Source organism: Halorientalis brevis (assembly GCF_023077655.1).
In genome coordinates, this window is record NZ_JALLGV010000004.1 from 526,063 (window position 1) to 552,656 (window position 26,594).

Below are 26,594 nucleotides of genomic sequence, written 5' to 3' on the forward strand. Positions count from 1 at the left end.
TAGCCGGGGCCTTCAGGATTCGGTTTGTCCGAAATCATGGACAAACGTTTTGTTGACGGGTCAGTGAGATGGTACGCATGCAAGCCGTGGTGCTGGCCGCGGGCGAAGGGACGCGCCTGCGACCGCTAACTGAGGACAAACCGAAAGGGATGGTCGAAGTCGACGGGAAACCCATCCTGACTCACTGTTTCGAGCAACTGGTCGAGTTGGGGGCCGACGAACTGCTGGTCGTCGTCGGCTACATGAAAGAGACGATCATCAGTCACTACGGCGACGAGTTTCAGGACACGCCCATCACTTACGCCCACCAGCGTGAACAGAACGGACTCGCGCACGCGTTGTTGACCGTCGAGGAACACATCGACGACGACTTCATGCTAATGCTCGGGGACAACGTCTTCCAGGCGAACCTCGAAGACGTAGTCAACCGCCAGTACGAGAGTCGTGCAGATGCGGCGTTCTTGGTAGAGGAAGTTCCCGAAGAGGAGGCCTCCCGCTACGGCGTCTGTGATACGAACAAGTACGGAGAAATCGTCGAAGTGGTCGAAAAGCCCGACGACCCGCCGTCGAACCTGGTGATGACCGGCTTCTACACGTTCACGCCAGCGATTTTGCACGCCTGCCATCTCGTGCAGCCCTCCGATCGCGGTGAGTACGAGATCAGCGAGGCGATCGACCTGTTGATTCAGAGTGGCAGGACGATTGACGCCATCCGGATGGACGGCTGGCGTATCGACGTCGGCTATCCCGAGGATCGCGAGGAAGCAGAGCGGCGACTGAAAGCCGCCCGTGGTGAGAGTGAAACCAGCGACGCCGGGGAAAACGCGGACGCGACGACGATTTGAAACAGAAAACCGTTTAGACAACGACGGGAATCAGTTCTCCTATCGCTCTCGCAAGCGGGAGTGCATATTCGGCGTACTGGAAGTAGACGAAGCCAGTGAACAGCAGGAAGAGCGTGGTAAGCGCAGCCGGCAGCGCCAGCACGACGGCACCGAAACGAACGCCCAACCGAAATCCAACCCCCTCCACCAGCGACCAGACGGCGATCAGTGTCGCACTCGCTAATCCGACGAGCGCGTACAACTGCATCGCCTCGCCCAAGGCGAGGTCGAGCCAGCCATGTGCACCGAAGAAGACGACCGCTCCGACGAGAGTGAGACCGAGATACGATCCAGCTAGGTATCGCCAGTTGGCGCGTGCGACACGGTGGACGGCCCCGAGGCGACCGACGCCGTACAGTCCCAGCGGAACAATTGGGAGAAGGTACCGAACGGTAATCTGTGCATACAACGGGAGCCTGGTAATGTACACCAGAACAAACAAGCACCCGACAGTGATCGCGAGGAGATCAGTCTGACGCTCGGGGCGCTGGAGATCAGACAGCAGTGCGTCCACCGACGGATTTGCCAAGGCTTTGCGTCCAGCAACCCCGATGGCACCGACGAGTGCGCCCGCCAGCGGGACGGCTTCAAGGAGCGCGAGTTCGATCGCCTCCTGTTCGTTCACTCCGTATTTGACGTACGTCGGGATTCGTCCGCTCCTGATAAACGTGTGATAGAGTCGTTCTGGTTCGTCGATCACGATCTCGATCCCACCACCGAAAAGCGACCAGATTTTCTCGAGTGCCCATAGGGCCCGATCGACGACTGCAGTCCCGAGCCCGCTGATCACTGCGATGAGTGCACCGACGAGTCCGACCGGAATCGTCGGTATGGCACTCGAACGGTCGAGATTGGGCGGCGCACTATCGGCGCTAGACGACCCTGTGGTCGTCGAAGCGGAGCCAGCAGCCGGCGTCGTCGTTCCCGTGGCCGTACCGGTCTGTGTCGCAGTCTCTCCTGTGCCTTCGCTACCAGATCCGCCAGTAGCCCCATTTTGGGCGTTTGCCCCCGGATCAATCTGTCCGGAGTAACTAGAGAGGGTCCGCGGTGGTTCCAGTGGGTTGCCAGCGATCGCGAGATTCGTCAATAGGAACGGCGTCAATGCCAGTAGGAACACGAGACCGACGACAGCGAGGTCGCGTGGACGGTTGGACGGTGCCGTCAAGAAGTCCAGCGGAACGAGTGCAGCGAACAGGATCAACGCCTCACCGCCGTGTAGCCAGGTGAGCAATCCGACAGTCGTGTACGACAGTGAGCGAGCGCCGAGCGCCCGCCAGTTCGAGTCAGTCGCCCGAGCGACGTAGAAGGTCGCCAGTAAGGTGACGACGGCCAGCGACGACAGGACGTGTCGCTTCGGAATGGACGCCCAGAACCCGAGTGGCGAGGCCACCACGACGAACAGTCCGATCACTGCGCCACTCCGCCGTCCGTGAACGTGAGCCAAGAGTCGATAGAGTCCGACGGCGACGAACCCGGCTGCGAGCATCGAGGTGATCTGGAGCGCCATGAACGGACGCCAGGTGCTGTCCAGTGGTGTCGCGTTCACGACGTTCAGCAGAAACACGATCAATGCAGCCACAGCTCCGCCGACGGTCAGCGACTGATGACAGTCAACGAGGTGACCGAGTCGATCGGCCAGTAAATAAACGAGCAGACTGAATCCGGCGGCGAGTGCGAGGCGCAGGTCGAACAGCCACGAAACGGCTTCGAGGAGCCAGAGGACTGGCAACGCGAGAAAGACGTGTGCATAGTTCCGGCCGTACACCGCACCGTCTGAGACGTACAGTCCAGGTTGTGACCCGAACGTGAGCGAGTACTGGAGAGAGCGAACGTCCAGGTGCCCGCTGGAGACGGCTGCGAGCGCGTTCCCGATCGCGTACGTGTCAGTAATGAACACGCCGACTCGCCAGTAGAGGGCGAGAAACGTGAGTGACGCGAGGAAGAGAACGGTACCGAGCCGATCACCGAATACGACCCGGGCAGCCCATCGAGACCAACGGTGAATCGGTTTCCACACACTGTGGCGACCGGTCATCTGTGTGAACGATGGTACTTCCACATTGACGACTCTACACTGCTCAGACTAAGAGTTTACCTAATCCCGACACGTTTTTGTCGTCACTATCAGTCCACTCGACAATGCGAATCCTCGTGACGGGCGGAGCCGGATTTATCGGCGGACATCTTGCCGAACGGTTCACTGTCGAGGGCCACGACGTCACCGTGATCGACAATTTCGACCCGTTCTACGACGTTCGAATTAAAGAGCATACAGTCGAGCAGTGTCGAAATGTCGCGAGCGAGGACGACGGTACGTATCAGCTCGTCAAGGGAGATATCCGTGACGCTGAACTCGTTTCTGAACTCGTTGCTGAGACCGACGTCGTGTACCACCAGGCTGCACAAGCTGGCGTTCGTCAGAGCGTCGAGAATCCCCGAAAGTACGACGACGTAAACGTCGACGGAACGCTGAACGTTCTCGACGCAGCCCGGTCAACCGACGTCGATCGGGTGGTTCTCGCCAGTTCTTCCTCAGTGTACGGGAAGCCACAGTACCTTCCGTACGACGAAGACCATCCCACCACGCCGGTCAGCCCCTACGGCGCTTCAAAACTCGCCGCCGAACGCTACGCCATGGCCTACAACGAGGTGTACGATCTCCCGGCAGTCGCGTTGCGATACTTCACGGTCTACGGCCCGCGGATGCGCCCGAACATGGCAATCTCGAATTTCGTCTCGCGATGTGTGAACGGGAATTCGCCCGTAGTCTACGGCGACGGCACTCAGACGCGGGATTTCACGTACATCGACGACATCGTCGCTGCGAACCAGACGCTGTTGACGACCGACGCGGCCGACGGCGAGGTGATGAACGTCGGAAGTACGGACAACATCGAGATCCGAACCCTGGCCGAGGAAGTGCTGGCTCAGCTCGCACCGGAGCTAGAACTCGAATTCGACGACCGACACGACGCGGACGCCGACCACACGCACGCAGACATCGAGAAAGCGAGCGACTTGCTCGACTACGCCCCGACGTACACCATACGGGAAGGCGTCGAACAGTTCATCGAATGGTACCAGGACAACCGCGACTGGTACGAATCGCTCGTCTTGTCGTCGTGATGGTCACTGCACTTCCGACGTCCATCCGCCGGCATGACCGTGGTGGGGAAAATATAATGAATGATAACTGTCGCAGGAATTATATTCGGAGGATGGTTTGTTTCGGGTAATGGCGACAGGGCTGCGGTATCGAATATTTAGTGTCACTGGCTGTGCGGGGTTTACCGCCTTCGCAGTCTGGTTCGCCAATCTCCAGTTCGTCCAGCGGGCCTTCAGTCAGGTCCCGTATTTCGGTCGGCCAGCCCCAGTAGTCCTCGCCAACGGTGATCTGGGATTCGCGATCACGACGACTGTCCTGGTGATGCTCGGGGCTATGTGGCCGGTGTTCAAGCCACAGCCGCGTCGAATCCTCGACACACTGCTTCTCACCCAGAAGCGCGTTTTTCTCTCGATGGTCGGGCTCGCTGCGCTCGGATACTTCAACTACAGCTATCGACTGCCCCGGTCGACGCTGATAATCGCGACGGTGATGTTACTGCTGTGGCTCCCCGCTTGGACTGCGGCCATCAGGCAGCGACCAACGACAAGATCGCGAGCGATCATCGTCGGTGACGATCCCACTGCTATGGAAGCGATTCTCGAGAGCACAGACCTGCCAATTCTCGGTTATGTTTCACCGCCGCCCTCCTACGAAGTGTCAAGAAGAATGTCAATGGGCGCTCCAGAGATATCGGACGGAGGGGCGATCGAGACAGAGCTGGACCAACTGAGTTGTCTCGGTGGTCTATCACGACTCGACGAAGTATTTATCAAACATAATATCGACACAGCATTGTTAGCGTTTAGTAATGCCGACCGAGCCGAGTTTTTCGGCGCACTCGACGCCTGTTATGACCACGGCGTCACTGCGGTAGCCCATCGAGGCCATGCGGACAACGTCCTTACGACGGGTTTCGCTGGTAGTGACCTCGTTGAGGTCGATCTCGAACCGTGGGACTGGCAGGATTACGTCGCTAAACGCGCGTTCGATATCACGTTCGCAGCAATTGGGCTGTTTGTGCTCTCTCCTGCTGTCGTCGCTATTTCGGTTGCAGTCAAGATCGACAGTCCAGGACCGGTACTGTACAGTCAACAGCGAACAGCCGAATTCGGGGATACGTTCACCGTCTACAAATTCCGTAGCATGATACCGGAAGCGGAGGCCGAAACTGGTGCCAAATTATCGGAAGAAGATGATGGGGACTACGATCCCCGGGTAACCCGCACAGGCCGATTGCTTCGACAGACGCATCTCGATGAGATTCCCCAGTTGTGGTCGATCCTGATCGGAGATATGAGTGTTGTCGGACCGCGACCCGAGCGGCCCGAGCTTGATAGTGATATGGAGTCGGGAACTGATAAATGGCGAAGTCGATGGTTCGTGAAGCCAGGGCTCACCGGTCTCGCTCAGATTAACGAGGCCACGGGCTATAATCCAGAAGAGAAACTTCGCTATGACATGGAGTACATTCGACGCCAATCGTTCTGGTTCGACCTGAAGATCGTCATCAGACAAATTTGGATTGTTTTAAGTGATGTTACCAAGACAGCTACCGGAGCCGATGAGGAACAATAGATGAGGATCCTTCGGGTCGCCCAAAAAGCATATCCTGACGTGACTGGAGGCGGGGCATATCACGTCCACGCGATGAGTCGCGACCAGGCAGCGATGGGACACGACGTGACTGTGCTGACGGTCAACCAAGGCGACGACCGGCCGGCCACAGAAGAACGCGACGGGTATACAGCCGTCCGGTACCCTGCAACGGTCGAACCGCTCGGAAACGAGATATCCCTTGGCCTCGCCAAGCATCTTCGCAACGCCGACGAATTTGACGTCATCCACGCACACTCGCATCTCTACTTCTCGACGAACCTGGCAGCGCTGCAGCGGCGGTTGGGAGACGTCCCGTTGGCAATCACGAACCACGGGCTGTATTCCCAGAATGCCCCCGAATGGGTCTTCGACTTGTATCTGCGAACGCTCGGCCAATGGACGTTCAATCAGGCTGACGTGGTGTTTTGTTACACCGATGAAGACCGAAATCGAGTTCGGGATTTCGGCGTGGATTCACGGATCGACGTCGTGGCGAACGGCGTGGACACGGACCGATTCACGCCTGAAGGACCAGCGAGTAATCGGATCGATCATGACGGGGCGGTGGTGCTGTTCGTCGGACGGTTAGTCGAGGGCAAGCGACCGCAAGACGCGATACAGGCGGTCTCGAAACTCGTAGACGATCAGGACGTGCAGTTGTATATGGTCGGAGACGGCCCGATGCGTGCCGAGCTCGAGGGACTGGCTGGCCCGGCAGTCGATTTCCTCGGGCAGGTCCCGTACGACGAGATGCCGGAGATCTACCGAGCTGGCGACGTTCTCATTCTGCCGAGTCGGGCAGAAGGGTTGCCACGGACCGTTCTGGAGGGGTTTGCATCCGGTGTGCCGGTCGTTTCGAGCCACCTGGAGCACACTGCATCGATCGTCCGGAAAGGTGGACAGACCGCCCCAGTCGGAGACGTAAACGGGTACGCCGACGCACTGCAGAACGTTCTGGCTAAGGGAGAATCCCTCGGACAAGCCGGACGGGAGACTGTCGTCGAGGAGTATCGCTGGCAAGAGACCGTCGAGCACACGACCCGAGCGCTCGAAAGTCTACTGTAGATAGCCGAGGTCTTCGAGTCGGGCTTTCGTCTGTTCGTCCATCGAGACGTCGTCGGAGTAGTCGGCGTGTTCGAACGAATCGAGCCACTCGTCTAACTGCGCGTCGAGTTCGTCGCCGACGTCACCGTGCGTGTCCGCAATGTCTTGCGTTTCACCCGGGTCGTTCCGGATGTCGTAGAGTTCCCGTGACCCGTCAGAGCCTCGAATGTACTTGTACTTCGCCGTGCGGATCGCCCTGAGCGACCGGTCGTACTGTCGAACGCTGTCCGGAAGTTCGCCAACACGCTTTTTCAGTGCGTCCATCGAAGGCTGTGGAGCCAGATACTCCGCGATAGCGTACTCACGGGTCTCTGGAGCGTCGGGGTGGAAAGAGATGCCCTGGAACTGTTCGCGAGCAGCCGGGGCATCGATATCGAGAACGTCGAGGATCGTGGGAGGGAGGTCGATGAGCTGGACGAGGTCGTCGACGGACTTGTCCTCGAAGGGGCCGCCGTGGACGAACAGCGGGACGTGAAGGAGCGTATCGTAGAGCGCGTACTGGTGGTCCATCAGCCCGTGCTCGCCGATGTTCTCGCCGTGGTCGCTCGTGACGACGAACAAGGTCTCTTCCCACTCACCTGCAGCTTTGAGTATGGCGACGACTTCCTGTATTCGCTCGGAAAGGTAGGAAATCTCGGCTCGGTAGAGCGCCCGGAGGATTTCGAAGTCCTCGTCGGCCATCTCGTTCGTTCCGGCGATGTACTCCCACGCGTCCTGTGAAACCTCCATCGCCTCCTCGTACGTGACTCCGCCCGGAAGATGGTCTATGGCGTGTTCTTTCGAGGGTCGGTATTCGAGATGGGGTTCGAGGTAGTTGACGAACAAGAAGAACGGCCGCGAATCGTCTCTGGTGTCGAGCCAGTCGTTGATCCACTCGTTCGTGCGGGCGGCGCCGTCGTCGTCGGTCTTCCTGAAGAACTGACCGTAGATCGCGTTCGCGAGATTCGAGACGGGATTGCCTTCGAAGAGCGCTTTCGCGGCTCTGGTGATCTTGTCGAGTCCTTCTTCTTGGCGGGCGATGCGCCCGAGATCCGTATCAGATTGGACGTACTGCCACGTCTTGTAGAACGTCTCGAAGCACTGGTTGAAGCCGAATTCTTCGCTGATCCATGTGTTGTTCGACACGGCAACTGTTTCGTATCCCGCGTCACGGAATACCTCGGCAAGTACCGAAACGTCTGGTTCTAGTTGTTTGTGATCCGCGTGTGCGCCGTGTTTAGAGGGATAGAGACCAGTAAAGATGGAAGCGTGTGATGGCAGCGTCCATGGACTCGCGCTAAATGCCCGATTGAATCGCGTCGCGTCCTCTAGGATACAGTCAAGTTGCTGCGAGGCGTTCTCCCGAGCAGTGTCCATCACAATGAGCACGACATTCCTCACATCAGATAGTTGTCCAGGCTGATCCATAAAGTATTCACCGCTACTAAAACGGACGGCTTGATTTTTCTGGTGTCGTTACGACAACCGTATAACGAAGCCTTCCCGACAAAAGATAGGGATTCATAAGCGAACAGAACAAATTGAAAGTAGCCTCAGACTGTCAGCGACTATGGACCTCTTGATACTGACCGACTGGGAGTTCCCGTGTGATGAGCCGTTCATGCGTGAGGTCTACGCGAAGCGGTGGCAGGATGCTGGACACCGCGTGACCTGGATTATGCGCCCCTCGGGGAACGACGCCAATTCCCAAGAGACGTGGCATGGGAGTCCGGTATACGTGGCCCCTGACCACGTCTACAGGTACCGCAATGTTCTGGGCGTCGGTTCCGCGGCTGGGACGAAGTGGCTGGAGTCAATATGGGACGCTGAAGGGGGGTTTGACGTCGTACAGGTCCGTAACGACCTTGCGGCGATGCCCCCTGCCCAACAGCTGGCGAGTACCCACGATATTCCGTTGGTCTTCAGACACTCCCATCTCAAAGCTGAGACGCTTATTCTGGGTTACAGGGAAGGGGTGGATGGATACGGACTAATCGACTATGGAAAGGGGTTGTTTGGGAGAACAATTCGGGACAGACTACTCGCGGATGTTGATGCGGTATTCACGATTAGCAACGCAATGTCGCAGTATCACCGGGAAGTGCGAGGAATCGAAACACCGCTGTATTCGGTCCCCATGGGGGCAGACACCACTCTCTTGGCGGACGAAATAGACCCTGAACCGTTCTGCTTGCGCTACGGCCTCCCCGTGGACGAGTACCTAATATACATGGGGAGCATGAATCCGCTCCGTAATCTCGAGTTTCTGTTCAGGGTGCTGTCGATCGTTCGCGAGTCAAAACCCGAAGTGAAACTCGCCCTTGTCGGCGGCCGGGACGAACGACAACGGGAGCGGTTACGATCACAAGCTGAGGCGCATGCAGTTGGCGACGCGACCGTGTTCACTGGATGGGTGAATGAGACAGACTTACACCGTGCAATCGTGGGCGCAGCACTGGGGCTGTCCCCCCTCCCACCGAACAAGGTATTTCGAACGAACTCCCCAACGAAGGTGCTCGAATACCTAAACCTGGGAACACCAGCAGTGACGACACGGACGCCGGAACAGGTCGATATGGTCGAGTCGAACGGAGCAGGGAAAGCTGTCGATTACACCCCCGAAGCGTTTGCCGACACTATCTTGGCCTTTCTAAACGATTCAAACGCTAGACGAGAGATGGGCTCTGCTGGACGGGAGTACATCGCCAAAAACAGGAGTTACTATTATCTCAACAAAACTGTGTTAGAAAAATATAAGAGCATAATCGGGACATAGTATTGTTTGACAAGTAGACAGCTGTTTTGGAAGGTTAATTAATTGTTGAGTGTTTCGCTAGCGAACGAAACTCCGCAGCCAATTCAAGTCAAATTTTTTATATTTTCGAAAAAGTAACAAAGCTCATCGTTTAAGCTCTTGAAAAACCATACGACAGCACACTTATTTCCGTGTGGCTACACCTTGAATTGAAGCCAGGCTCGTGGTAGTACAGTTTGGGATATTTGATTCCATTGACCAGAAACTCGGCGATCACTGTTTCGCCGAATACAATCGGATTCGGAATTTTCCCAGATTTTGGCTAGAAATCAGCTTACAGGACCATATTGAGAACGTTTGACACCTATTTGTCAAATGTCCAAAAATATTCGACAGAGATGGTCCTGCAACGTACGATTGAGTACCTAGTGCCGGCGCCGACTCGGGTGCAGACTCCACAAGATCCAGATTAACCACTCTCTCCTACCGCTGAGGTTGGCGGTTTTTGCTATGAAATCACACCTCACTGTTCACATTCAACTAAAAACTGCTCTGTAGGATCGCTAGACGGCGTTGCGACAATCTCGTTATCTTCGTAAAAAGCGAAGAGACAGATTGCTTTGATGTCTAAACTTTCTCTCTTCACCCGTGATTCGGTGTCGAAAGCTAAAAGAGTTGTCGAGATTCCAGACGAACCTGCCGAGTGGGCGATGGTCGCGCTCCAAGCACTGCGAATCGAACTTGGGAAATCCTACCGCCAAACAATCGATAACTCGAGCGAAATGTCCGGGATTCTCGAGGAAATCGGACTTACGCGTCTTCCTCACTACACGATTTTCCGTGATTGGTTCGAGAACATCACGATGGAGACCTACCGCGCGTTTCTCGGCATATTAGCCGAGAAACGCTCTAGCCACCGCAATCGATGCAACTGGTTTCGACCGCGACCAACCGTCACGCCATTACGCCCAGCGAGCACACTACAACGTTCGCTCGCTGAAAGTCACCGCCCTCATGGACGTGAAAACGCTGCACGTCTTCGATGTCCACTGTACCACAACGAAAAAATACGATGGCAAGATAGGCCCGCAGGTCGCTCGGCGCAACGCCGAGGACCTGCGGTTACTGGCTGCTGACCGCGGCTATGATGGAAACTGTTCCATGACGAACTTCGTGAGGATGGGATTCGTCCGCTGATCAAACACCGTATCTACTCGTCGCTGGATCTCGCGCACAACGCCCGGATGAGCTGTCTCTGGTACAATCGCCGCTGGATGGCTGAAACCGTCTTTTCCTCGATCAAGCGCACGCTCGGCTCCGCCGTGCGTGCGCGGAGCTGGCACCTGGAATGCCGTGAGATGGCTCTCAAAGGTGCCGTTTACAACCTTCGTTGAGCAGTCAGATACCCGGTTAATTAACCGCCGTCGCCGGTTTCTGCGTGCTGAGTGGCCGAGTGAAAACACCGAAATCAAGCTCCGTGTAGCGATCCTACGAAGCACTAAAAAACCGCTCTTTCTGGAAGAGACAATGCTTATATATGCTCTTGATAACTATGTAAGCCGAAAATGTCGAAGAGAGTTGGGATTGTGACCAATCCATTAGACCACGGAATGGCAGGAAACATGACTAACATGAGGATCTGTCGAGAACTAAAGCGACGTACCATTGACGACCTTGAGTTCGTATATATCCATACGGACCAATCTGATCTTGATCTGTATAATAACGTGGATGAAGCAATTGTACCGAGGGCACCGATTCTGTTTCTGCGAGAGGTAGCGAAGTTAGATCTCGATCTGATTTACTATCCTCAATTTCCGTGGCTCCGACCGGGATTTTTTTTGACTGATACAAAGAAGGTAGTCAGGTTATACGGAGACTTACCGTTTACCTGCCCATCTTATGTCTCATGGCAATCCCGGATGAAAAAGTACGCTTATGCGGCCTTCTATCGCAAAACTGGTCTTGCAAATAGGGTAGATCAATACGTAATTCCGTCCGGGAGTCTTCGCCAAAGCAAAAGAAGGTCGCTTGATATCTCGGATGAAAAGTTTACTACGGTACCGCTTGCACATGGAATGACGTTTGACAAAATAAACGACAAAGAAATTGAAGAGATACTCAACTCTTTCAATCTAAAGGAAGGGTATATTCTTGACGTCGCGTCCACTAACAAAATAAAGAATGTCTCTTCACTTATTAGAGGAGTCTATCAATTACAAGAGCGGGGTATAGATGCACCTCATCTTGTCATTGCGGGTGATTGGTTGGGGTCCGATGTTAGTGACCTTGGCCGTGAATTATTGGGAGACGGCATCACCTTCACAGGGTACCTAGAAGCGGAAGAGCTAAAAGCGCTGTACAAAGGAGCGAAGCTCTACGTTAACACCTCACTTCATGAAACCTTTGGAATAACTAATTTAGAAGCAATGGAGGCGGGACTCCCCGTAATAACGAGCGATAAGTACGCGATTCCAGAAGTCGTTGGCGATGCAGCGTATTTTCTTGAAGATCCCGAAGATCCCAAAGAAATTGCTGATGCGATCGAACACTTCCTATGTAACGAGGAGATCAGGGAAGAATATATTGAAAAGGGAAAAAATCGAGCAGATAAGTACTCTTGGAAACGAACGGTTGATGAATTACTAGATGTCTTTTATTCTGTCCTGTGATCATTCGATTATAGGAAATGAATTATAATACTTGGAGTGGACTCATCAAGGAATGGAATCTGCCGATCAAAAGTGTTATTCGATGATAGTTGATTTCGTAAGTTATGTTGATCGTGATGGGATTGGACAGTCTTGACGCTGATACCCTACAGCGATATACAACTCCCTCCATCGATACGATAAGTGAAGAAGGCGAGGGTGGTCGGATGGAAACCCCGGACGGCCTCAATCGAGATGAGCTGAACACGCAGCTGCTGTGGCCTTCGATGCTCGCCGGACAAAACCCGCGGGATCTCTTTCCGTCATATTACGAGGACAACAGTCAGTCCACCAAACACTGGAACACAAAGGTCCTGTCTAATCCGCTCGTACGGAGAATAGAACGCGAGGTCTCGAATATCGCCTCAAGCAAGGCCAAGCGCTACCTAAAGAGCCTGCTGGCACAATTTGGCTACGAGAAAGAACATGTCGGTGAAAACAGACTCGCGGAAGCGGGTTCCCTCCTCGACTCCGCGGCCGCACCGCATCTGATCTCCGTTCCCGGAATCAGCGAGGACGACATGAACCGCGATCTAAAAGGCATGATCGCACCGAAGTCGGCTCGTTCGGAAGGAAGGTCAGGATACGAACCGGCGGGTGATATCTCATTGTTTGAACAGAAAGCTCTCAGCGCTGACGCCAACCGACTAATCCGATTTCTGAACGCTATCGCGTCGCGACGGCACGACTTCGTTATGTGCCACTTCTTCAGTCTCGATCTCGTGCAGCATGTGTGGGCGGACACGCCACCGAAGCTACAGCGGTGGTACGGACTCTACGACGACTTCGTCCGCCGCGTCCGGCAAACGCTCTCCGAGGACGATACACTAGTCCTCGTCTCGGACCACGGAATGGAGAAAGAAGGTATTCACTCAAAACGAGCCTTCTATGCGAGCAACAGGCGGCTATGGAAGGACACACCACGAAAGATGGAGGACCTTCGAGAAGTGCTCGAGTCAGAACTGCCACGGCATTCGCCGGCCGACGGTGAGCAAATGGACGATTCGGCACAGATCACCAATGATACGAAGGAACACCTCAGTAAGCTCGGATACTTCAGCTGATGACGCCGTACAGCATTGACTAATAGGAAAGGTTCTATACTTCTAATGATCTCTCAGAACCAAAAACGAACAGTTGATGCACTTACTGAGTCTGGGTCAGTGCGACATCGATTCCTCCAGTGGATATTGCTACTCTACGTGCCAGTGTCGCTGGGATACTGGATGTACGATCACCGCGTGCTCTACTATCTCGCATTACTGTTGCCGCTGGCTATCCCTCTGTTCATACGATACGTCAGTGATCTAGAGGCGTTCGTCGCCATTATACTAGTGGTGCTTTCTTTAATCTACTCGGCCCATCTCGTGGTCTACGACCTAGTTTTCTACACGGGTTACGTGACACTAATAAACTTTCTTCTCGCACTCGGCCTACTCAGGGCCCGGTTTTCACACCAGCTGTGGGATCTGATCACCCTCGCACTATCTATGTATGCTATCGTCGGCGTAACGGTGCTGGAGATTCCGAGCAACGACCTTATTGAGGTCGGAAGCAGGAACGTCATGGTTACGATCCTGTTCTTCTTCGCGAGCATGGGCCATCTGTATCGGGTGAGCGACGGAATCGAGAGCGAATTGCTCGCCGTAACGAGCGGCGGAACGACCATCATCGCCATCTTGATGGTCGGCGGTAGAACCGGTGTTGCGATCGGAATCGGACTGCTGACGATCTATTTAGTCCACTTCCTGAGCCACACGGGCGCCAGCTTCACGATGCTCTCTGTCGCCGGCACTATCGCCCTCATCGCCACACTGAGCGGTCTCATACTTGCCAGTAACGTCCATATATTGTCAATTGAACGGTTGCTGAATCGAGGTCTGGAAACACCCCGATGGCGGACTTGGTCCACCGGCATACGTCAGTTGAGCGCGAAGAGTTGGTTGATCGGGGGGCCCCCGGGCTGGCCGCGGCGGGAAACAGGAATGCTGTTCCACAACTCATTCCTGCGGGCGCTGATGGTGTACGGTGTCGCCGGATTCATTGGACTGTCTGCCGGTGTCCTCTACCTTTTATACAAATACGCCAGGACAGATGCGAGTCTTACGTTCCTTGTCTTCCTGCTCGGGTTCAGGATCACGTTCGACTCCCACTTCATCGCCCCCTATCTCGGCATACTAGTCTTCCTTCTATTCATATTCCCGAAATTCGACTAGTCCTACTTCGGTCAGTTGAGGTCTCAGGAGAAGCCAGGGATGACACCAAACCAAAAAAAATTATTCACGCTGACAGAGTAAGAGTGGCAGACAGTACTCTCTATGACTGATTCGATCCTATTAATTACAGTCGACTGCCTCCGGGCGGACCACGTCAGTGGGTATGGATACTACCGGGCGACGACACCGAACGTTGACAAACTGATCCGCGGTGGGACGAAGTACACCCACGCATTCAGCAACGGACCGGGCACCCGGTTCGGGTTCAAGTCGATCCACGGCGGCGTCCATCCTCTCCGAATAGAGGGAGCAGGACTACCGAGGCACGCCGGTAAGACCGTTGCTGAACTACTCAGCGAGCGGGGATACCAGACCGGTGGGTTCTCGGACAATCCGTTCGTCTCGAGGTACTTTAACTATCACAGAGGATTCGATGAGTTCGCCGACTACACGCAGTGGATGAACGGGAAGAGCAGCACTACTCTCCATGATCTGAACCACATCGTTCGACAGAGGATCGGGAAATCGATCCCAAAAGGACACGTCTATGACGTCCTCAAGTGGGGCTACGATTCACTGATTAAACTCGTTGAGAGTAGAGGCGCGAACGTGAACTCGAACGATGAGGCAGTGGTGAGTCACGCCCTCAAGTGGATTGCCGAGGCCAACGAGCGGGACGATCCATATTTCGCCTGGGTCCACCTGATGGACGCGCACCACCCATACGGATATTTCCCTGAACATCGGCAATCACTTGATGTTCCATCGGACAGAGATCATGTCCGAATGCCGTCTGTTGATCCAGGGTCGCCCCCGTCAAAGAAGCTAGTCGACGCGTACGACTCGAACGTCCGGAATGCTGACGACCACGTTGGACGGCTCCTCCGTGAAGTCGAAAATGAACCAATGGTGGTTTTAACCGCTGATCACGGGGAGGAACTGGGACTCCATAACCGGTTTCACAAGGAGTCCGTGTACCAGTCGATGGCGCACGTACCACTAATCGTCGACGCGCCGGACTTCGAAGCAGCCGAGAGTAACGCCACCGTTAGTCTGATAGACGTTCCCGCGACGATAGCCCGTCTTGCCGATGCAGACGTTCCGGCCAGTTGGGACGGAATGGACATTAGGGATCGAACGAGCGAGGAAGAGGTGTTTCTCGGCTTCGAGAACAACGAGGGCGTCTCCGCCGCCGTCATCCACAAACAGTGGAAATACATGCGGCAACAGGATTCGCTCGGGACTCCCCCAGAAAAGGAATTACTTTTTGATATTGTCGCCGATCCCGAAGAATCGTATAACCAAATAGATGACGCGGAGACAGTCTATCGGGAACTGCGCGACGTGTGTCAGGACTACATTCACGAGATCGGGAGCTCCAGGCTTAAAGCCGAACGTGAACTCTGGGACGCCAGCAAGAACCTCTCGAAGACTGTACGAGCATCGGATAGCGAGGCCCAATTAGAGTCACCGGACAGCATTGACCAGCGGTTAGAGGACCTCGGGTACAAATAGGAGAGTGCCCGCCCGAGTTGCTTCTGAATTACCGGAGGCTCCGGAACAAGTCAAGGACTTTGGCCGCCACATCGTTCCATGTTGAGAACCGAACCGATCGATCTTGTCGTGACTGACGGCGGTGCAGGCCATTTGAGAGAACCTCTTGTAATGCGGCCATAAGTCCATCCGTGGTATTGTCCTCGTATACGTAGCCTGCCCCGTCTGGTACAATCTGCGGGACACGTCCGATAGCGGGTGCGACAGAATAGGTGCCGCAGGCGAGGGCTTCTTTCAGTGCGATCGGGTGATTCTCCATCGCAGAGGCGAGGACGAAGACGTCGCTAGCGTTCAGGTGTCGCGGAATCAACTCGTGATCCACACGACCTTGGAAGTGAACTGGTGTCGTCTCAAGGATCAGGTCCGCGAGCCTTTCGAGTTCAGCCCGCTGTGAGCCGTCGCCGAGGATCACCAGCGTCAGATCGAATCTCGATTCCAGCTGACTCACGGTCTCGATGATGCTGTCTACCTGCTTGACCGGTTCGAGGCGTCCGCTGAAGACCACGACTGTTCTGTCGCCACTGGCGTACCCCGGTCGATCAGACATGCCGAGATCCCGCGGCCGAAACACGTTAGGATCCACACCGGGATTGATAGTCTGGTTCGGAATCGAGAGAAGTGATTCGTCCGCATACTCCTCCTCACACCCACCCCAGAAGACCAGTCCGTCCGCTCGTTTCAAATATCGGTCGTACACCGGGTTCACGCGGCCGCGCACTGCGTAGACAAAGGGTGCGTCCGTGAGCGAGCGCAGTCGGCTGAGAACCGGACGACCGGTCGCATACACGACGTCGGCCTCCGCGAGAAATTCAGGTTCCCTGCGCCGGAGCCGGTGAATGAATAGCTCCTCATTGAGGTGACGTGTGATCTTCCCCACTGGTTCCGGAAGAGAATAGCTGAGATCGTATGCGTACGGACAATCGACACCGAGAGTCCAGGTTTCTTGGGGAATATCGTCGCTGTCGTTTCCGATCGTGGCGTAAGAGACTTCATGGCCCAATTTCGAGAACTCCTCACCGAGTGTCAGATCGTTGATCTCGGCGCCGCCTCGAACGTGGCCAAGGTGGGTTGAAACGAAACGGATCGTGAGAGACATGTTGTGGTTTCGTAATGTATCTGTCTGCGGCCGAGATATATGAAGACCCCGCACTAAATTTGCACTATCATAAGGAATACGGTCCGTTATCCGGATCGAACCGCCGGTTGGTTCGGAACGTGACTACCGGATCGCTGACGTAGTTGACCGAACACCCCGCAAAGTACCGTCGCATCTTCTCGTCCATCGCGTCCAATCCGTAGTACTCGATGAACGAGTATTTTTCAACGGGTATCGTAGCGAGGTTTGAAAGAGCGGTCGAGAGACCTGTCGAACCAACCGACACGCACTCTACTTCCTCATGTCCGATCAGGTGCCAAACAAGGAGTTCCACCGGATAGTTGGCCTCGGTCAGTACCGTCACATCTCGGTCAGACAGGTCCTCGTATTGCTCTGTGCCCTCACCGGGATGTGGTTTCACCAGTACATTATACGTTTCACGGAGAGATTTCACGAGGGCTGCGGTCTTCTCTTGATAGACATGATCGGAGAGATAATTGTTTGCGACCAGTGGTTGCGTCACGAGGACGAACAATGGACGATCAGCCGAAATCTGATCAGAATTGATGTCCGGCTCAAAGACCGCAGTTAATAATTCTACGTGAGCATAGAATTTGATCTTTCGGGTTTCAGCGTCCGGATAGACACTATTGAGATTGTCTGGCCGCATACAGTAGACACCATCAACGGCCCCACTCGAGAGTATGGTTTCCAGCGTCAACGGGAAGAAAAATTCGCTTAGGTTGCTCCTGTCCTTCAGTCCCTCCTTCATGTACAGGCTTATTCCCTCCTCGAAATGATACAGTCTCACCCTAGTGTGGTTCCGTATCCAGACCAGTCCGTTGTTTAATACCGGCGACCGTGTAGCAAAAAATAAATTCATCTTGGATATGAATATACTTAGGCAAGCTAGGACAGTACTCATCAATAGAAGTGATACGTACGACAGCACCCTGTTCAGGCTAGATTGGATCGAATCGGGAACAAGAGGGAAGGGTCTGTGATTAATATTGAGTTTGTAGTTCCCGACAAAATGCCGGTCGAACGCCTCGTTAAGGGCAACCGCGTTCAGATCAGACACGCGAGATGCATTGAGTACTACCAGGATATTATGAGAATCCTCGAAATCTTCCGCAGCTATACAAGTTGCTTCTGCAACATGTAGACTAGATTCACAGAGGAAAATGTTCATCTCTTTACCTATGTTCAGCATTAGTATTAATAAATGGTGGGTTCGCATCAATATGTTGGATTGATCCAACTAGTGACAGTGTTTCCAAGATGTTGGTCATCACGACTATCCGATCTGCCACAATGGAAGCGCTTTACAGTTGGTATAGCGCCAACAATTAGTTACCATGTGATCACCGCGACTCAACCTGAGCGACAATCCAGAAGTTCTGCGCCCCTAGTGTCTCAAACCCAAGCGACCAAAGGAAGCGCGTCGGGCTAATCACCTTCCTGTTTTTGAAGCCGAATATTTTTCCCAGAATGGTTCGATGTACGTGAATTCCGAGACTGCAAACCCCGCTCGAGAGAGTAACTCGACTATCGTTTTCCGATCGAACCAGCAGGTATGTTCTGGATTAACCGGGACGTCACCCCGTAGTGCATGCTAGAACCGAGACACCGCCCATGGGTTTGGTGTCGTTAACAGAAGACGGCCGTCCGGTTTGAGATGTGCCCGAGCACAATCTAAGAACTTTCCGGGGTTCGCGAGATGTTCGATCAATTCGCCGGCAACAATCACGTCAAAATCTCTATCCAGACCGAATTGTTCTGCATTCTGATGTTTTACAGTGTATCCGCGTTCCTGAAGAATTCGAATGTCCTCCTCAAGAACGTCAATTCCAACTACCTCCCGACAGATGTCGCTTAGACGTTTGTGTAACCAGTTTTCGTTATTTTCATTCTCCACAGAGTGTTGAACACAACCCACATCAAGGACCACGTCTTCTGGCGACACCCGGTCGAGAATTGCGGGAATGCGAGAATTCATTGAGTATACCAGTAAAATGGACAACTATATTAAACATATTTCGTTGGGGTGAATGAAAAATTGCCATACCTAATATCCAATTTGGCCGTGGTGAATCGCCAGATGGTGCGTGATTTCACTGGTTCACTGCCTGCTTGATGTTGTAAACCGCACACATCAGAACGAGTTCTCGAAACTCACCGTACCAGGTTCGCGCGCACGGCGTCGCCGAGCGTGCGCTTGATCGTCGAGAAGACGGTTTCACACAGCGCTCGTTGCCGGAACACGCGGGGTTTGATCAGCGGTCTCACGCCTTCTTCGCGGAGTTTTTCACGTAACTCCATCCAGTCGTAGCCTTTGTCGGCAGCGAGGCTGGCGAGGTCGCCCGCGTTGCGGCGGGCGACCTGCCAGCCAAGCTGTGTGTCGTGCGTTTTCTCGGTCGTACAGTGAACGTATAGAATCGCGCGACTTTCTGTATCCGCGAGTGCAGTTGTTTTGAGCGTTTGAACGCGGTAATTCGTCCGGCGGCAGTAGTGTTTGCTCGCGTTCTCGCGGTCGAAAAATGTCGCGTCGATGGCAGCGTGACCACTCGGGTCGTGAGCTGCGCCGACAGGCGCAGCAGCACTCGCCAGAGTGCTGTCTTGATCCTGTCAAACCACTTCACTAGCGTCGAGTGATGCGGGAGATTGGCCACCTCGAGGCCGATCTCCCTGAGTATATGTGGCATCTCACTTAACAGGTCGAGTGTCTCCCGGTACGATTTCTCCAGGTAAATCCGCAGACAGCGCAGCAACAGTACCGCATACTCGGCGAAGCCGCCACCCCCTTCGGGGCGGCGACTTCGCCTTAGCCTCCAACAGCATTTTTAGCTAATTGGATCGCTTTGCTAGTGAAGCAAAAAATCGCAGACATGAACCATCGGCGGTTTCCCGCTTCACCTTCCTAGTTCTGACGGTAAACGGCGACGCCGTCATGCGATTCACCAGAGCCGAGTTCGTCATTGAACATGGGATAGGCAGTACAGATCTGGAAACAGTTGCTGTCGAAGATAATGTGAAAGAACGGCCGGACCAGCTTGGATACAAATAAAATCTGGAAAGATACCGCGAGAGATATCCTGCTGTATTGACCATTCTGATGTCAAGGATATCTGTCCTTGTCAAGGTATCCCTAGGGACTTCCATTACATCCAGCAACGTAACCTATACACTTGTGCTCAAAGTAGCCATGACAATATGTCTGATCAGATTCCGTTATTCGAAATCGCCTGGGACGAGCAAGAGATCCTGAATGCCGTCGAGTCGATTGGAAGGGGGGGGTACTGGGCAAAAGGGCCTTTCGTTGACAAATTCGAATCTCGGCTAGAGGAGTACCTCGACGTCGAACACGCAATCGTCGTCAACTCCGGCACGTCCGGCCTCGTGACGGCGCTGGAGGCCAGTGATATCGGACCCGGCGACGAGGTTATTGTCCCGTCGATGACTTTCATCGCGACGGCGAACGCGGTTCGACTCGTCGGTGCCGAGCCGGTTTTCGCCGACATCGACCGAGACACGTACGGACTGAGTCCAGACTCCGTTCGTGAGAATATCACCGAGGATACGGCGGCCATCATTCCCGTCCACCTATACGGCGCACCTTGCCGGATCGACCAGATCCAGGATATCGCTGCACAACACGATCTCACGGTCGTCGAAGACGCCGCCGAAGCGTTCGGATCTACGTACGAAGGCAAGAGTGTCGGGACCTTCGGCGACGCGGGAATACTCTCGTTTTGTCAGAACAAGATCGTAGTCACTGGAGAAGGAGGGGCAATAATCACCGACGACGACGAGATTGCCTCCAATGCCCGTCTCTATCGATCACACGGACGCGCCCCTGGAGACTACTTCGAGAGTGTCGGCTCGGGAGAGTACGTCGCACTGGGGACGAACCTCCGAATGTCCGACCTCACCGCCGCAATCGGCTGCGCACAGATGGACAAAGTCGACGAGTTGATCGGCAGCCGACAAGCTGCAGCCAAGTATATGAACGAGCAGCTAGCCGAAATCGACGGGGTCCAGGTTCCACGCCCAATCGACGGTGGTACACACGTCTATCAGCTGTACACTGTCGAGTTCGATTCCGGGATTGATCGCCAGATCGTGATTGACACGCTGGACGAACACGGAGTCTCCTCGAAAATCTACTGGGACACGCCGGTCCACGAGACTCACTACTATACAGAGACGATGGATGGCCCGTCGCCGAACACCCCGACGACGCAGGATGTAGCAGACACGATCCTGTCGCTGCCCATCTATCCGGATCTCACTCCCAGAAAGACCGATCAAATTGTTGCTGCGGTCAAAGATGGAGTTCGACAAGCACGGTAGCTGGCAGAGGTGTTTTTCGTCCCCACGTTCGATCAATGCCGAAAGAAAAACACTTCCCAACCGTCGTTCTTCTCAAGATATGGACTCTCTAGTAGGTAAGAACGTACTCATCACGGGCGGTTGTGGATCGGTCGGCTCCGAACTCGTTTCACAGGTGCTGAATGCTGATCCCGAAGTCGTTCGAGTGTTCGACAACGACGAAGCGTCCCTCTTCGACCTCCAGACGAACTATCAGGACGAGTCACGACTTCGATTTTTGCTTGGCGATATCCGCGATCGTGAGCGACTCAGGCTAGCGATCGAGGGAATCGATGTCGTGTTCCATGCGGCAGCGGTCAAGCACGTCGAGATCAACGAGTACAATCCGTTCGAAGCGGTGCAAACGAACGTCCAGGGGACGCAGAACCTCATTCGTGCTGCGATCGAGGAGGAAGTAGAGGCGGTCGTCGGGATTAGCACGGACAAAGCCTCGAATCCGACATCAGTGATGGGTGCAACCAAACTCCTGTCAGAGCGACTCATAATCGCTGCGAACAACTACAAAGGGGACAAAGACATCTGCTTCGGGTGTGTCAGATTCGGGAACGTTCTCGGTTCGAGTGGATCCGTGATCCCACTGTTCCTTGACCAGATCGAAGACGGCGGTCCAGTCACCGTAACAGATCCCGAGATGACACGGTTCATTATGCCGATCGCAGAAGCGGCCGGCCTCGTTATCAAAGCCTACGAACGGATGACGAGCGGCGAAATATTCGTTCTGAAGATGCCGGCGTTTCGAGTCGGAACCCTGGCCGAAGCGATGGTCGAAAAGTACGCACCTGCCGCAGGCTACAATCCCGACGACATCGAGATCGACATAGTAGGTGCCCGCCCGGGAGAACGAATTCACGAGAAACTCATTTCTGAGGACGAACGGCGACAGGCTCGCGAACTCGATAGTATGTACGTGATATTGCCGCAGATTGACGTCTCGGCGTACCAGGACATCGCGCACACCAATGCCGATCCCGTCAAGAACGCCTACACGTCGGCTGACGAGACATCACTCTCGAAAGAAGAAATCATCGAGAAAATCGATGACCACATGTCCCCTCACACCCTCTTATAAATGCGGGTATTACTCACCGGACTCGGATCGATCGGTCAGCGCCACGCAAGGTTGCTCAAAGAGTCATCTAAGGATATCGAGTTGATCGCGTATCGGAGTGGAACCTCGACGTCGGGGAACGATTTGGGGATTCGAGAGTACACACGGTTAGAGGATGCACTTGACACGGATCCCGATATCGCATTTATAACTAATCCGACAGCGAAACACGTCGAGACTGCTCTTTCGTGTGCGAAAGCAGATTGTGACCTCTTCGTAGAGAAACCACTCTCTCACGATCTGGATAGGATCGACGAACTGATCGCTATAGCTGACGAGAGAAACCTCGTCACCTACGTCGGTTGTCAGTTGCGGTTCGATCCTGTGTTGAACGCTACACGAGATCGGCTCGACGATGGAGAACTGGGTACCGTCATCTCGTTTCGTACGACTGCAGGATCGTACCTCCCCGACTGGCGTCCGGGTAGGGACTACCGCGACTCCTACAGTGCGGATCCCGATCGTGGCGGCGGTGTCGTCCTCGATCTGATTCACGAGATAGACTACTTACACTGGTTGTTCGGTCCGTTGCGGTGTATCGCCTCTGATCTCGGATACACGGACACACTGGACATTGAGTCAGAAGCTATCGCCGAAGCGATCGTGAGAACGTCGGATGACGTCCTTGGAAGTATACACCTCGACTACTGCCGGAGACAGCCACGGAGAACGCTCGAAGTCGTCTGCGAGAACGGAACACTTGTCGCAGACCTCGAAGATCGAATACTGACTGTCAAGTATCCGTCCTCGACCGAAACTGAGACGTTCGACTACGACCGTGACGAGCGGTTCCGGAAACAACTGGCGTACTTCCTCGAACACATCGACACACGGGCAGCCTGCGAGAACGATCTGAGAGAGGGAAAAGAGGTATTACAAGTAGCGCTCGACATAAAAAGAGGACACGATGAGTGAGATCCTCTGTACGATCTGTGCCCGTGGAGGATCGAAGGGCATCCCCGGAAAAAACGTACGAGAAGTCGGCGGGAAACCCCTCGTTGGCCACGCCATCTCCGATGCACGGAGATGGAATCGGAGCGCAGACATCGTGGTCTCGACCGACGACGACGAGATCGCATCAGTCGCCGAAGAGTACGGGGGACGAGTTCCCTTCCGCCGGCCAGCCGAACTCGCTTCTGATACCGCAGGAAAGCTGCCCGCAATCCATCACGCCGTCAAACAGATGGAAGCCATCAAAAAAGAGCAGTATGACTATGTCGTCGATGTGGACGCGACGACACCGCTCCGACGACCCTCGGACATCGAGGACTGCTTCACGGCGGTTCAGAATGACGACCACACGACCAACGCATACACCGTCTGTGAGGCTGACAAAAACCCGTACTTCAACATGGTCGAACTTGACGAAGACGGCTATGCATCACTCTCAAAAGAGATCGGCCCCGACATTGTCCGTCGACAAGACGTTCCCACCGTGTACGAGATGAACGCGGCGGTCTACGTGTACGAACGGGACTTCCTGATGGAGACTGATACCATACAAGGCGAGTATACGCGGGTTTCGGTCATGCCCCCGGAACGGTCGGTCGATATCGACACGGAACTCGATCTCAAGTTCGTGGAGTTCATGTTTGAGCGCCGGGAGCCCGAGGTATGACGGACAATCTCTTCGACCTGACGGGAGACGTCGTTCTCGTTACCGGTGGTGGGGGACTGATCGGCACCGAGGTCTGCCAAGCGATTGATCATCACGGCGCCGCCGTCGTCGTCGCAGAGTTTGACGAAGAGCGAGGACGCAAAGTCGCGGAGAAATTGGATCGCGGTGAGTTCGTCTCACTAGACATCACCAATCCCACGTCGGTTGACGCGGTCTATGAGTACGTAATCTCGGAGCACGGTCGTCTCGATGGGTTGGTAAATCTGGCTTATCCTCGGACTGACGACTACGGACAGTCTTTCGAGTCCGTAGACAAAGAAGAGTTGATCAAGAACGTCTCTATGCACCTTGGCGGTTACTACGCGGTGACGAAAGCCGCCGTCCTGAAGATGCTCGAGCACGGCTGTGAAGGTTCTATTGTGAATTTCAGTTCCATCTACGGAATGCAGGCGCCTGACTTTACCGTCTACGAGGGAACACATATGACGAGCCCAGTCGAGTACAGCGTGCTCAAGGCAGGTGTTCTGAACTTTACCCGGTACTTAGCTTCATACCTGGGCAGCGACGGAATCCGAGTTAACAGCGTCAGTCCGGGCGGCGTGTTCGATGAACAACCAGAACAGTTCGTCGAGAACTACGAACGGAACGTTCCGCTCGGTCGCATGGCAGAACCCGAAGATGTCTCTGGAGCGGTAGTATACTTACTGAGCGCCGCCGCGTCGTACGTGACAGGACACAACATAGTGGTGGATGGTGGCTGGACGATCAAATGAGGAAGGAGTCACGACACGATTGTAACGATGGACTCACATGAAAAAAGATATGGTCGCTAACACTCGGGATATCGTCGTCCTCACGGGGACTAGAGCCGAATATGGCCTCCTGAAGTCTTCGATGGAAGCCATCAGAAATGACGATCGTCTCTCGCTTTCGGTGGTCGCGACGGGGATGCACCTCTCTCCACGACACGGAATGACAGTCGAGGAAATTCGGAACGACGGATTCTCAGTTGACAGGGAAGTATTGATGCAACTCGACGGTGACTCCGGGACTGCGATGGCGAAGTCACTAGGCGTCGGGATGATGGGTCTGACTGAGGCGTTCGAAAGTCTCGATCCAGACATCGTATTGTTGCTAGGAGATCGAGACGAGGCGTTGGCAGGTGCACTCGCAGCGGCCCACATGGGCATACCTGTCGCACACATTCACGGTGGCGATTCCATGCATGGCGCAACAATCGACGACAGCATTCGCCATGCGATTACGAAGTTTGCTCATATCCACTTTCCGGCTTCCGAGTTGAGTGCCGATCGAATCCGAAAGATGGGCGAAGAGGAGTGGCGAATCACGGTTTCAGGGGCGCCTGGACTCGATGATATCCTGGCTGGTGAGTACAACACTCCCGGGTCAGTGCTCGAGAAACACGATCTCGATCCGGACCAGCCACTCCTGATCGTCGTGCAACATCCAGTGACGACACAACCCAATAACGCCGGTGAACAGATGGCAGCAACACTTGACGCTGTCAAGTCCTTCGACGCACAGACGGTACTGATCTATCCTAATGCAGACGCTGGTGGTGATCGGATAATCCAGGAGATTGAGTCACGATCACTAGACGAACAGACCCGGACATTTCAGAGTCTCCCACGTCGCGAATATCTTGGCCTCATGGCTGCTGCTGACGTGATGGTCGGAAACTCGTCAAGCGGGGTTATCGAAGCCCCCTCATTCGATCTGCCCGTCGTTGACGTCGGTCCCCGGCAGAAAGGTCGCGAACGGGCAGCGAACACACTATCAGTTCCGCACGATCGAGACAAAATCCGTACTGCTATCTCGAAATGCCTTACTGACGACTCCTTCCAAGAACAGGCTGCCACGTCTGCCAACCCGTACGATTATGGCGGGGCTGGGACGGAAATCTCCAAGCGTCTAGCTGAGGTGGAAATAAATGAACAGTTGCTCCGGAAACGTCTCGATTTCGAGCAGTGACTGCTTCAAAGGTAGTACGGCGGTATACAATAACATAGATGGGTTTCCACGTTAGTAGAGACCGCATGGGTAACGATCCACGAGAGAGATTTGAGGAATGGGAGCAACCAGAGATCGTTGACGGCGAACTCACCGAGTATAACTGGTTAGTGAACAACCCAAGTGGGCTACAATTGGAGGAGTATGTCGATATCGGGGCGTTCACGGTGATCAATGCTCACGCCGGAGTGACAATCGAAACCGGTGTCCAGATCGGTCCCCATTGCGATATCCACAGTAAATCGACAATCGATGGTGAATCTGGGACGATACACATCCGAGAAGGGGCAAGAATCGGTTCACATACAACGGTTCTCCCTGGTGTCGAAATCGGCCGTGACGCACTCGTTGGCTCACATAGTTTGGTTCGCGATGACGTTCCTGATGGGGCCTTCTACAAAGGGGTTCCAGCCACCAGCAACTGAACGATAGGCCAGGGGTGCT

Annotated in this window: 21 protein-coding genes and 2 pseudogenes; 17 read left to right on the forward strand and 6 right to left on the reverse strand. The window is 54.5% G+C overall.

What is annotated here, in order from left to right; all coding sequences use genetic code 11:
• Window positions 1-77: 77 nt before the first annotated feature.
• Window positions 78-845: a UTP--glucose-1-phosphate uridylyltransferase AglF gene (gene aglF, locus MU553_RS10890; RefSeq protein ID WP_247376938.1), complete on the forward strand. Its 768-nt coding sequence runs from the start codon at window positions 78-80 to the stop codon at window positions 843-845.
• 13 nt (window positions 846-858) lie between these two features.
• Here aglF and MU553_RS10895 read toward each other — a convergent pair whose 3' ends face one another.
• Entirely contained in the window at window positions 859-2,781 is a 1,923-nt protein-coding gene (locus tag MU553_RS10895; protein WP_247376936.1) for a hypothetical protein, read from the reverse strand.
• 242 nt (window positions 2,782-3,023) lie between these two features.
• Here MU553_RS10895 and MU553_RS10900 point away from each other — a divergent pair, with 242 nt between their 5' ends.
• The 3 genes from MU553_RS10900 to MU553_RS10910 all read left to right on the forward strand — a co-directional run bounded on the left by MU553_RS10900 (window position 3,024) and on the right by MU553_RS10910 (window position 6,651).
• On the forward strand, window positions 3,024-4,010 hold the full coding sequence (locus MU553_RS10900; protein ID WP_247376933.1) for a GDP-mannose 4,6-dehydratase: 987 nt from the start codon (window positions 3,024-3,026) through the stop codon (window positions 4,008-4,010).
• 109 nt (window positions 4,011-4,119) lie between these two features.
• A complete protein-coding gene (locus MU553_RS10905; RefSeq protein WP_247376931.1) occupies window positions 4,120-5,565 on the forward strand; it encodes a sugar transferase in 1,446 nt (481 codons plus the stop codon).
• Window positions 5,566-6,651 carry a glycosyltransferase family 4 protein gene (locus tag MU553_RS10910; RefSeq protein WP_247376929.1) on the forward strand — a complete coding sequence of 362 codons (1,086 nt, stop codon included), beginning with the start codon at window positions 5,566-5,568 and terminating at the stop codon, window positions 6,649-6,651.
• Here MU553_RS10910 and MU553_RS10915 read toward each other — a convergent pair.
• Entirely contained in the window at window positions 6,643-8,097 is a 1,455-nt protein-coding gene (locus MU553_RS10915) for a sulfatase family protein (protein ID WP_282594222.1), read from the reverse strand. The genes MU553_RS10910 and MU553_RS10915 overlap by 9 nt on opposite strands.
• A gap of 142 nt (window positions 8,098-8,239) precedes the next feature.
• On the opposite strand from MU553_RS10915, the gene MU553_RS10920 reads away from it, so the two are divergent.
• The 6 genes and pseudogenes from MU553_RS10920 to MU553_RS10945 all read left to right on the forward strand — a co-directional run bounded on the left by MU553_RS10920 (window position 8,240) and on the right by MU553_RS10945 (window position 15,866).
• Window positions 8,240-9,445 (forward strand): glycosyltransferase, encoded by a 1,206-nt coding sequence (locus MU553_RS10920; protein WP_247376926.1) that lies wholly within the window; start codon window positions 8,240-8,242, stop codon window positions 9,443-9,445.
• Window positions 9,446-10,047: 602 nt separating this feature from the next.
• Window positions 10,048-10,818 (forward strand): annotated as a pseudogene (locus tag MU553_RS10925) (IS5 family transposase).
• Window positions 10,819-10,989: 171 nt separating this feature from the next.
• The gene (locus MU553_RS10930; protein ID WP_247376924.1) at window positions 10,990-12,096 is read left to right on the forward strand and encodes a glycosyltransferase family 4 protein; all 1,107 of its coding nucleotides are present in this window, start codon (window positions 10,990-10,992) and stop codon (window positions 12,094-12,096) included.
• A 104-nt stretch (window positions 12,097-12,200) separates the two neighbouring features.
• Window positions 12,201-13,199 (forward strand): alkaline phosphatase family protein, encoded by a 999-nt coding sequence (locus tag MU553_RS10935; protein WP_247376923.1) that lies wholly within the window; start codon window positions 12,201-12,203, stop codon window positions 13,197-13,199.
• Between the two features lie 45 nt (window positions 13,200-13,244).
• Window positions 13,245-14,351 carry a hypothetical protein gene (locus MU553_RS10940; RefSeq protein ID WP_247376921.1) on the forward strand — a complete coding sequence of 369 codons (1,107 nt, stop codon included), beginning with the start codon at window positions 13,245-13,247 and terminating at the stop codon, window positions 14,349-14,351.
• Between the two features lie 102 nt (window positions 14,352-14,453).
• Entirely contained in the window at window positions 14,454-15,866 is a 1,413-nt protein-coding gene (locus MU553_RS10945) for a sulfatase (RefSeq protein WP_247376919.1), read from the forward strand.
• A gap of 28 nt (window positions 15,867-15,894) precedes the next feature.
• On the opposite strand, the gene MU553_RS10950 is transcribed toward MU553_RS10945, so the two are convergent.
• From MU553_RS10950 to MU553_RS10965, 4 genes and pseudogenes are all read right to left on the reverse strand, one after another.
• A complete protein-coding gene (locus MU553_RS10950; RefSeq protein WP_247376918.1) occupies window positions 15,895-17,001 on the reverse strand; it encodes a glycosyltransferase family 4 protein in 1,107 nt (368 codons plus the stop codon).
• Between the two features lie 67 nt (window positions 17,002-17,068).
• Entirely contained in the window at window positions 17,069-18,241 is a 1,173-nt protein-coding gene (locus MU553_RS10955) for a polysialyltransferase family glycosyltransferase (RefSeq protein WP_345893369.1), read from the reverse strand.
• 375 nt (window positions 18,242-18,616) lie between these two features.
• On the reverse strand, window positions 18,617-19,000 hold the full coding sequence (locus MU553_RS10960; RefSeq protein ID WP_247376916.1) for a class I SAM-dependent methyltransferase: 384 nt from the start codon (window positions 18,998-19,000) through the stop codon (window positions 18,617-18,619).
• 115 nt (window positions 19,001-19,115) lie between these two features.
• Window positions 19,116-19,891: pseudogene (locus MU553_RS10965) on the reverse strand (IS5 family transposase).
• Window positions 19,892-20,214: 323 nt separating this feature from the next.
• Here MU553_RS10965 and MU553_RS10970 point away from each other — a divergent pair.
• The 7 genes from MU553_RS10970 (at window position 20,215) to MU553_RS23590 (ending at window position 26,575) form a co-directional block, all read left to right on the forward strand.
• The gene (locus MU553_RS10970; RefSeq protein WP_247376914.1) at window positions 20,215-21,354 is read left to right on the forward strand and encodes a DegT/DnrJ/EryC1/StrS family aminotransferase; all 1,140 of its coding nucleotides are present in this window, start codon (window positions 20,215-20,217) and stop codon (window positions 21,352-21,354) included.
• A complete protein-coding gene (locus MU553_RS10975; RefSeq protein ID WP_247376912.1) occupies window positions 21,332-22,462 on the forward strand; it encodes a UDP-N-acetylglucosamine 4,6-dehydratase family protein in 1,131 nt (376 codons plus the stop codon). Before MU553_RS10970 ends, MU553_RS10975 begins: the two co-directional genes overlap by 23 nt.
• Entirely contained in the window at window positions 22,463-23,416 is a 954-nt protein-coding gene (locus MU553_RS10980; protein ID WP_247376910.1) for a Gfo/Idh/MocA family protein, read from the forward strand. It begins immediately after the preceding gene.
• Window positions 23,409-24,119: an acylneuraminate cytidylyltransferase family protein gene (locus MU553_RS10985; RefSeq protein ID WP_247376908.1), complete on the forward strand. Its 711-nt coding sequence runs from the start codon at window positions 23,409-23,411 to the stop codon at window positions 24,117-24,119. Before MU553_RS10980 ends, MU553_RS10985 begins: the two co-directional genes overlap by 8 nt.
• Entirely contained in the window at window positions 24,116-24,892 is a 777-nt protein-coding gene (locus tag MU553_RS10990; RefSeq protein ID WP_247376906.1) for an oxidoreductase, read from the forward strand. The genes MU553_RS10985 and MU553_RS10990 overlap by 4 nt, the downstream gene beginning before the upstream one ends.
• Before the next feature lie 49 nt (window positions 24,893-24,941).
• A complete protein-coding gene (gene neuC, locus MU553_RS10995) occupies window positions 24,942-26,111 on the forward strand; it encodes a UDP-N-acetylglucosamine 2-epimerase (RefSeq protein WP_247376904.1) in 1,170 nt (389 codons plus the stop codon).
• 65 nt (window positions 26,112-26,176) lie between these two features.
• Window positions 26,177-26,575, forward strand: a complete 399-nt coding sequence (locus MU553_RS23590) for an acyltransferase (RefSeq protein ID WP_282594221.1) — start codon at window positions 26,177-26,179, stop codon at window positions 26,573-26,575.
• Window positions 26,576-26,594 lie beyond the last annotated feature (19 nt).

What these genes read in the sequence shown, in the direction of transcription:
- MU553_RS10920 (WP_247376926.1), top strand. Translation starts at nt 8,240, where the DNA reads ATGGACCTCTTGATACTGACCGACTGGGAGTTCCCGTGTGATGAGCCG.
- neuC (WP_247376904.1), top strand. Translation starts at nt 24,942, where the DNA reads ATGGTCGCTAACACTCGGGATATCGTCGTCCTCACGGGGACTAGAGCC.
- MU553_RS10915 (WP_282594222.1), bottom strand. Translation starts at nt 8,097, where the DNA reads ATGGATCAGCCTGGACAACTATCTGATGTGAGGAATGTCGTGCTCATT.
- MU553_RS10980 (WP_247376910.1), top strand. Translation starts at nt 22,463, where the DNA reads ATGCGGGTATTACTCACCGGACTCGGATCGATCGGTCAGCGCCACGCA.
- aglF (WP_247376938.1), top strand. Translation starts at nt 78, where the DNA reads ATGCAAGCCGTGGTGCTGGCCGCGGGCGAAGGGACGCGCCTGCGACCG.
- MU553_RS10970 (WP_247376914.1), top strand. Translation starts at nt 20,215, where the DNA reads ATGTCTGATCAGATTCCGTTATTCGAAATCGCCTGGGACGAGCAAGAG.
- MU553_RS10910 (WP_247376929.1), top strand. Translation starts at nt 5,566, where the DNA reads ATGAGGATCCTTCGGGTCGCCCAAAAAGCATATCCTGACGTGACTGGA.
- MU553_RS10985 (WP_247376908.1), top strand. Translation starts at nt 23,409, where the DNA reads ATGAGTGAGATCCTCTGTACGATCTGTGCCCGTGGAGGATCGAAGGGC.
- MU553_RS10950 (WP_247376918.1), bottom strand. Translation starts at nt 17,001, where the DNA reads ATGTCTCTCACGATCCGTTTCGTTTCAACCCACCTTGGCCACGTTCGA.
- MU553_RS10900 (WP_247376933.1), top strand. Translation starts at nt 3,024, where the DNA reads ATGCGAATCCTCGTGACGGGCGGAGCCGGATTTATCGGCGGACATCTT.
- MU553_RS10955 (WP_345893369.1), bottom strand. Translation starts at nt 18,241, where the DNA reads ATGCGAACCCACCATTTATTAATACTAATGCTGAACATAGGTAAAGAG.
- MU553_RS10935 (WP_247376923.1), top strand. Translation starts at nt 12,201, where the DNA reads ATGTTGATCGTGATGGGATTGGACAGTCTTGACGCTGATACCCTACAG.
- MU553_RS10940 (WP_247376921.1), top strand. Translation starts at nt 13,245, where the DNA reads ATGATCTCTCAGAACCAAAAACGAACAGTTGATGCACTTACTGAGTCT.
- MU553_RS10945 (WP_247376919.1), top strand. Translation starts at nt 14,454, where the DNA reads ATGACTGATTCGATCCTATTAATTACAGTCGACTGCCTCCGGGCGGAC.
- MU553_RS10975 (WP_247376912.1), top strand. Translation starts at nt 21,332, where the DNA reads ATGGAGTTCGACAAGCACGGTAGCTGGCAGAGGTGTTTTTCGTCCCCA.
- MU553_RS10990 (WP_247376906.1), top strand. Translation starts at nt 24,116, where the DNA reads ATGACGGACAATCTCTTCGACCTGACGGGAGACGTCGTTCTCGTTACC.
- MU553_RS23590 (WP_282594221.1), top strand. Translation starts at nt 26,177, where the DNA reads ATGGGTAACGATCCACGAGAGAGATTTGAGGAATGGGAGCAACCAGAG.
- MU553_RS10905 (WP_247376931.1), top strand. Translation starts at nt 4,120, where the DNA reads ATGGCGACAGGGCTGCGGTATCGAATATTTAGTGTCACTGGCTGTGCG.
- MU553_RS10930 (WP_247376924.1), top strand. Translation starts at nt 10,990, where the DNA reads ATGTCGAAGAGAGTTGGGATTGTGACCAATCCATTAGACCACGGAATG.
- MU553_RS10960 (WP_247376916.1), bottom strand. Translation starts at nt 19,000, where the DNA reads ATGAATTCTCGCATTCCCGCAATTCTCGACCGGGTGTCGCCAGAAGAC.